Annotated in this window: 7 protein-coding genes; all 7 read left to right on the forward strand. The window is 66.3% G+C overall.

What is annotated here, in order from left to right; translation table 11 throughout:
* A partial coding sequence (locus tag HMPREF0298_RS05805) for a glycosyltransferase family 4 protein (RefSeq protein WP_006840189.1) occupies nt 1-998 on the forward strand: 998 nt, incomplete at its 5' end.
* An 8-nt stretch (nt 999-1,006) separates the two neighbouring features.
* Complete coding sequence (locus tag HMPREF0298_RS05810) at nt 1,007-1,468, forward strand: hypothetical protein (RefSeq protein ID WP_006840190.1); 462 nt, start codon at nt 1,007-1,009, stop codon at nt 1,466-1,468.
* 44 nt (nt 1,469-1,512) lie between these two features.
* Nucleotides 1,513-2,385 carry an acyl-CoA thioesterase gene (locus HMPREF0298_RS05815; RefSeq protein ID WP_006840191.1) on the forward strand — a complete coding sequence of 291 codons (873 nt, stop codon included), beginning with the start codon at nt 1,513-1,515 and terminating at the stop codon, nt 2,383-2,385.
* Nucleotides 2,386-2,494: 109 nt separating this feature from the next.
* The gene (locus HMPREF0298_RS05820) at nt 2,495-3,247 is read left to right on the forward strand and encodes a YebC/PmpR family DNA-binding transcriptional regulator (RefSeq protein WP_006840192.1); all 753 of its coding nucleotides are present in this window, start codon (nt 2,495-2,497) and stop codon (nt 3,245-3,247) included.
* Nucleotides 3,248-3,788: 541 nt separating this feature from the next.
* Complete coding sequence (gene ruvC / locus HMPREF0298_RS05825) at nt 3,789-4,286, forward strand: crossover junction endodeoxyribonuclease RuvC (protein ID WP_006840193.1); 498 nt, start codon at nt 3,789-3,791, stop codon at nt 4,284-4,286.
* Nucleotides 4,287-4,322: 36 nt separating this feature from the next.
* A complete protein-coding gene (gene ruvA / locus HMPREF0298_RS05830; RefSeq protein WP_006840194.1) occupies nt 4,323-4,943 on the forward strand; it encodes a Holliday junction branch migration protein RuvA in 621 nt (206 codons plus the stop codon).
* Between the two features lie 21 nt (nt 4,944-4,964).
* The coding region (ruvB, locus tag HMPREF0298_RS05835; protein ID WP_006840195.1) for a Holliday junction branch migration DNA helicase RuvB at nt 4,965-5,705 on the forward strand (741 nt) is incomplete at its 3' end.

A 5,705-nucleotide genomic window follows, 5' to 3' on the forward strand; every position in this document is an offset into this window, starting at 1 on the left:
TGCTCGGGCCGGCAACGCGCGCCGCGGACGTGCCCGACTACGTCACCCGCGGCGGCGGGTCGGTCCCCATCCGCTACAACGGATCGGTGGCGCGACTCGCGATCGGCCCGCAGGTGCGCCGCGTGGCGCGCAGGTTCATCGCCGAGGGCGACTTCGACGTGCTGCACATCCACGAACCGAACTCGCCGAGCTACTCCATGGCGGCGCTGCGCGTCGCCGAGGGCCCGATCGTTGCCACATACCACGCCTCGGCGACGTCGTCGTGGCCGCTGCGTGTGGCCTTGCCCGTGCTGCGCTCGCGGCTGGAGAAGATCCGCGGTGGCATCGCCGTTAGCGAGATGGCCCGGCGCTGGCAGGTGGAGCAGATCGGCACGGACCCCGTGCTCATCCCCAACGGGGTGGACACCTCGCTGTTTCGCCGGGCGCGGGAGCAGGCAACGGGCGCGCCAGACGACGTTCCCGAGATCGTGTTTCTGGGCAGGCTGGACGAGCCGCGCAAGGGCCTCGACATATTCCAGCGCGCGATCGCTGAGCTGGACAGGCCCGCGCGGGTGACCGTGGTGGGCGGGGGCGCGCCGCGCCAGGCGGCCGGTGTCGACTTCCTCGGCCGCGTCAGCGACGCCGAGAAGGCGCGGATTTTGGGCCGCGCGGACATCTACGTCGCACCGAACACGGGCGGAGAATCCTTCGGCATCGTGTTGGTCGAGGCAATGGCCGCCGGGTGCGCGGTCGTCGCCAGCGACATCGAGGCGTTCGCGGCAGTGTGCGCCGCAGACACCGGGCGACCCGCCGGGGCGTTGTTTCCCGTCGGCGACTCCGCAGCGCTGGCGCGCACGCTGCGCTCGCTTATCGACGCCCCCTTCACCCGCGACGCGCTCATCGACGCCGGCACTTTGCGCGCCGCAGACTACGACTGGGGCAGCGTCGCCGCGCGCATCATGGCGGTCTACGACACGGTTGCGTCGACGCCCGGCGAGAAGGTGCGGGTGAGCCGGTGACATCCGTGATGTTGGCCGTGATGGCGGCGGTTGTCGTTGTGGTCCTTTTCTGGGCCTACCTCACGGCGCAACGACTCGACCGGTTGCACATCCGCGTCGACCGCAGCCGCGACGCGCTGCAGGCCGCGCTGGATAGGCGCTGCGCGGTGATCGCGGCGACGATTCCCGAGGTCGCCGAGCGAGCCCGCGCCGCAGAAAGGGTGCGCCTGACGCCGCGGGACGTGGCCACGCGCTGCGAGGTGGAGGATGCGCTGCGTGGCGACGTCGACAAGCAGGGCCCAGCGCACGCCAACGGGCGCGACCTCGCCGAGGCAGACACCCGCGTCGCGCTCGCTATGCGGTTTTACAACGAGGCGGTCAGCGATACGCGCGCGGTTAGGTTGCGGGTTCCTGTGCGCGTTTTGCGTCTCGGCGGCAGCGCCACGCTGCCGGAGTATGCGCACCTCAGTGCCACGCGCGCGGTAGCATAACAGTAACGTAGCGTTGGTTTCGTAGTGATGTAATCTGTCTGACTATGAACGAACCTAGTTACGAGGGCATTCAGGCGATTTTGGACCTCGAACGAATCGATAAAGACATCTTCCGGGGCCGCGCGATGGACTCGAAAGTGTTCGTTCGTACATTCGGCGGGCACGTCGCCGGCCAGGCGCTGGTGGCCGCCACGCACACCGTCGGCGAAGACAAGCGCGTCCACTCCCTGCACGGGTACTTCCTGCGCGCCGGCAAAGCCGACGCCGAAACCGTATACTTGGTCTCCCGGGTGCGCGAGGGCCGCAGCTTCGCCACCCGCAAGATCGAGGCGATGCAAAACGGCGAAGTCATCCTCTCCATGCAGGCCAGCTTCCACCGCATCGGCGACGAGGGTCCCGAGCACCGCGACGCCATGCGCGAGGTGCCCCGGCCGGATGAGCTCGACTCCAACACCGAAGAGTTGCCGGAAAGCCTCCGGGGGCTGATTACCGAGTGGTCCGACTGGGACTTCCGAGTCGTGCCTTCCAACAGTTACGCGCACGACGGACGCGCCTCAAGCCAGCAAGTCATCTGGTTCCGCTCCAAGAGACCCCTGCCTGACGACGACACCTTCCACATCTGCACCCTGGCTTACATGTCAGACATGACGCTGCTGTTTTCCTCGATGGTGCCGCACACCGGGCACAAGGTCCAGATGGCCTCCCTCGACCACGCCATGTGGTTCCTCCGCCCCTTCCGCGCCGACGAGTGGCTGCTCTACGATCAAAACTCCCCGTCCGCCCACGCGGGTCGCGCCCTCACCCAGGGCCAAATCTTCGACCTCGACGGAAACCTCGTCGCCGTGACCATGCAGGAAGGCCTGACCCGAACGCTGCGCAACGGCGGACAGTCCCTGCCTGGCGAGGACGATTCCTAAAAACCCGGGCACGGGTGCGAACAAGCGCCGTGCGTATACTAAAGCGAGTTCTTTAGGCCCCGGCTGCTTTATCCACGGGGCGAGGCAAACGCGGAAAGGGGAGCTGGTCATGGCAGGCCACTCAAAGTGGGCGACCACCAAGCATAAGAAAGCCGCCAACGACGCCAAGCGTTCGAAGCAGTGGGCGAAGATGATCAAAGACATCGAAGTGGCGGCCCGCACCGGCGGCGGAGACCCGTCGGCGAATCCGACCTTGGACGACATGATCCGAAAGGCGACCAAGGCCTCGGTGCCCAAGGACAACATCGAGCGCGCCCGCAAGCGCGGCTCCGGCGAGGAAGCCGGCGGCTCCAACTGGGAGGCCGTGATGTACGAGGGCTACGGCCCGAACGGCGTCGCCGTGATGATCGAGTGCCTCACCGACAACCGCAACCGCGCCGCCACCGAGGTGCGTACCGCGATGACCAAAAACGGCGGCAACCTCGGAGAAACCGGTTCGGTGGGCTACATGTTCACTCGCACCGGCGTGGTCACCGTGCCGCGCGGCGAGCACACCGAGGACGACCTGCTCATGGCAGTGCTCGACGCCGGTGCCGAGGAGGTCCGCGACCTAGACGACGTCTTCGAGGTCATCTGTGCACCGACCGACCTGCGCGCCGTGCGCTCCGCGCTGGAATCCGAGGGCATCGAGGTCGACGACGCGGAGCAGGACTTCCGCGCCTCCGTCGAGGTGGAGCTGGATCTCGATTCGGCGAAGAAGATGCTCCGGCTCATCGACGCCCTCGAGGACTCCGACGACGTGCAGAACGTCTACACCAACATGAGCCTCAGCGACGAGGTCGCTGCGCAGTTGGAGGACTAGAGCGGCCCCGCACGTCACCGTGCGGAGGTGACTTGGGGTTTTGATTTGGTGTGCTGGCTGACCGTGACACTTCGCTGGCTGAGATGTCACGGTCAGGCTGATCTGGGTGGTGGTCACCTGGGGTTATCGTTCCCGCCACTGGTTGAGGGTGACATTTCACTGGCTGAGATGTCACGGTCAAGTTGATCTGGGTGTTGGCCACCTGGGGTTTTGGTGCGGTGTGCTGGTTGACTGTGACATTTCACCGCCCGAGATGTCACGGACAAGCAAGAAGGTCCAGTAGTGACCTGGGGTTTTCGTTCCCGCCGCCGGTTGACTGTGACATTTCACCGCCCCAGATGTCACGATCAAGCCAAACCCGCTGGTGCTGACCACGGGTCAACAAAACGCATGACTTGCGGCCACGCGGTCTTACCGCAACGTCCACACCGCCAAACGCGAATAGCTACCCGGCGAAAGGCTACCTGAATCCCCGCGACCCTGACACGTGTGGTAGAACAAGTGTGTGACTAATGGTGTAAACCTCGAGGGTCTGCGTGTGATGGGCATTGACCCGGGCCTGACCCGCTGTGGGCTATCGATTGTCCAGGCCGGCCGAGGTCGCCAGGTGATCCCCATCGCGGTCGGTGTCGTGCGCACGCCCGCGGCCTCCGAGTTGCCGCAGCGGCTTGTACGCCTGTCCGCTGCGGTGCGCGAGTGGTTGGATGACTACCAGCCCGATGTGATCGCCATGGAGCGCATTTTCGAGCGCGGCAACGTTTCTACCGTCATGCACACCGCCCACGCTGTCGGCGTACTCATCCTCGCCGCCGCCGAGCGCGGCCTGCCGGTGCACATGTACACGCCGTCCGAGGTGAAAAAGGCGATTTCGGGCAACGGTAGGGCGGACAAGAAACAGATGACCACCATGATCACCCGCATCCTGGGTTTGGCTGAGCCCCCGAAGCCCGCCGATGCCGCCGACGCCTTGGCGATCGCCGTGTGCCACTGCTGGCGCGCCCCGCTGATCGCCCGCGGCCTCGCCGCCACCAGCCCATAAACCCCGACACATTTCACACGACAGGACGGTTTCGCCATGATCGATTCGCTACACGGAGAGGTGCTCTCCATTGGCTTGGACCACGCGGTCATCGAGTGCGCCGGCGTCGGCTACCGCCTCCTTGCCGGGCCGCCGACGCTGGCGCGACTGACCCGCGGCGAGACCACCCGGGTTCTGACCTCCATGGTGGTCAAGGACGACGGGGTGACGCTTTACGGCTTCGCCGACGACGGTGCGCGCACGATGTTCCACCGGCTGCAAACTGTCAGCGGTCTCGGCCCGAAGCTGGCGCTGGCCTGCCTGTCGGTGTTCGAACCTGCAGAGCTTGCCGGGCTGATTACCGCCGGTGACGCCGCGGCGATTAAGCGGATCCAAACGATCCCGGGCGTGGGTAAGAAGATGGCCGAGCGCATGGCGCTCGAGCTCAAGGACAAGATTGACGGTCTCTACGCCACCTCCGAGCCGGGAGCGGCACCGAGCGCGCCCGTGACGGCGGGGACCTCGCTCGCCGCCGAGCAGGTTGTCGAGGCGCTGATCGGTCTCGGGTTTGCGGACAAGGTCGCGCGCGGGGTCGTCGACACGCTCATCCAGGAACGCCCGGGGGACTCCTCCTCCGAACTGCTTCGCGCGGCGCTGACGCAACTGGGATCGAAGTAGCGGGGAAGTAGGCTACGAGTCATGTCAGACGTGGAGAAGACCGAGTTCGCCCTGCCGGATGCGGTGGGCCGGCCGCCAAGCTCCGTTGTCAACGCCACTGAGCTTGCCGACGAGCGCGACGTGGAGAAGTCGCTGCGCCCGAAATCCCTGGGCGAGTTCATCGGCCAGCCCAAGGTGCGCGAGCAGCTTAACCTCGTGCTCACCGGGGCGCGACGGCGCTCGCTGACGCCGGATCACATCCTGCTTTCCGGCCCGCCCGGGCTGGGTAAGACGACGATGGCGATGATCATCGCGCAGGAGCTGGGGACGTCGCTACGCATGACTTCGGGCCCGGCGCTGGAGCGCGCGGGTGACCTCGCCGCGATGCTGTCGAACCTCATGGAGGGCGACGTGCTCTTCATCGACGAGATCCACCGCATCGCGCGGCCGGCGGAAGAGATGCTCTACATGGCGATGGAGGATTTCCGCATCGACGTCATCGTGGGCAAGGGCCCGGGCGCGACGTCGATTCCGCTGGAGATCCCACCGTTTACCCTGGTTGGCGCCACCACCCGCGCCGGCATGCTGACCGGGCCTTTGCGCGACCGCTTCGGTTTTACAGCCCAGATGGAGTTCTACGACGTTGACGATCTCACCAGCGTGATCACCCGCGCCGCGACGATCCTCGACGTGGACATCACCGCCGACGCAGCCGTCGAGATCGCCTCGCGCTCGCGCGGCACCCCGCGTATCGCCAACCGCCTGCTGCGCCGCGTGCGCGAC

This window comes from Corynebacterium lipophiloflavum DSM 44291, assembly GCF_000159635.1.
Lineage (GTDB): Bacteria > Actinomycetota > Actinomycetes > Mycobacteriales > Mycobacteriaceae > Corynebacterium > Corynebacterium lipophiloflavum.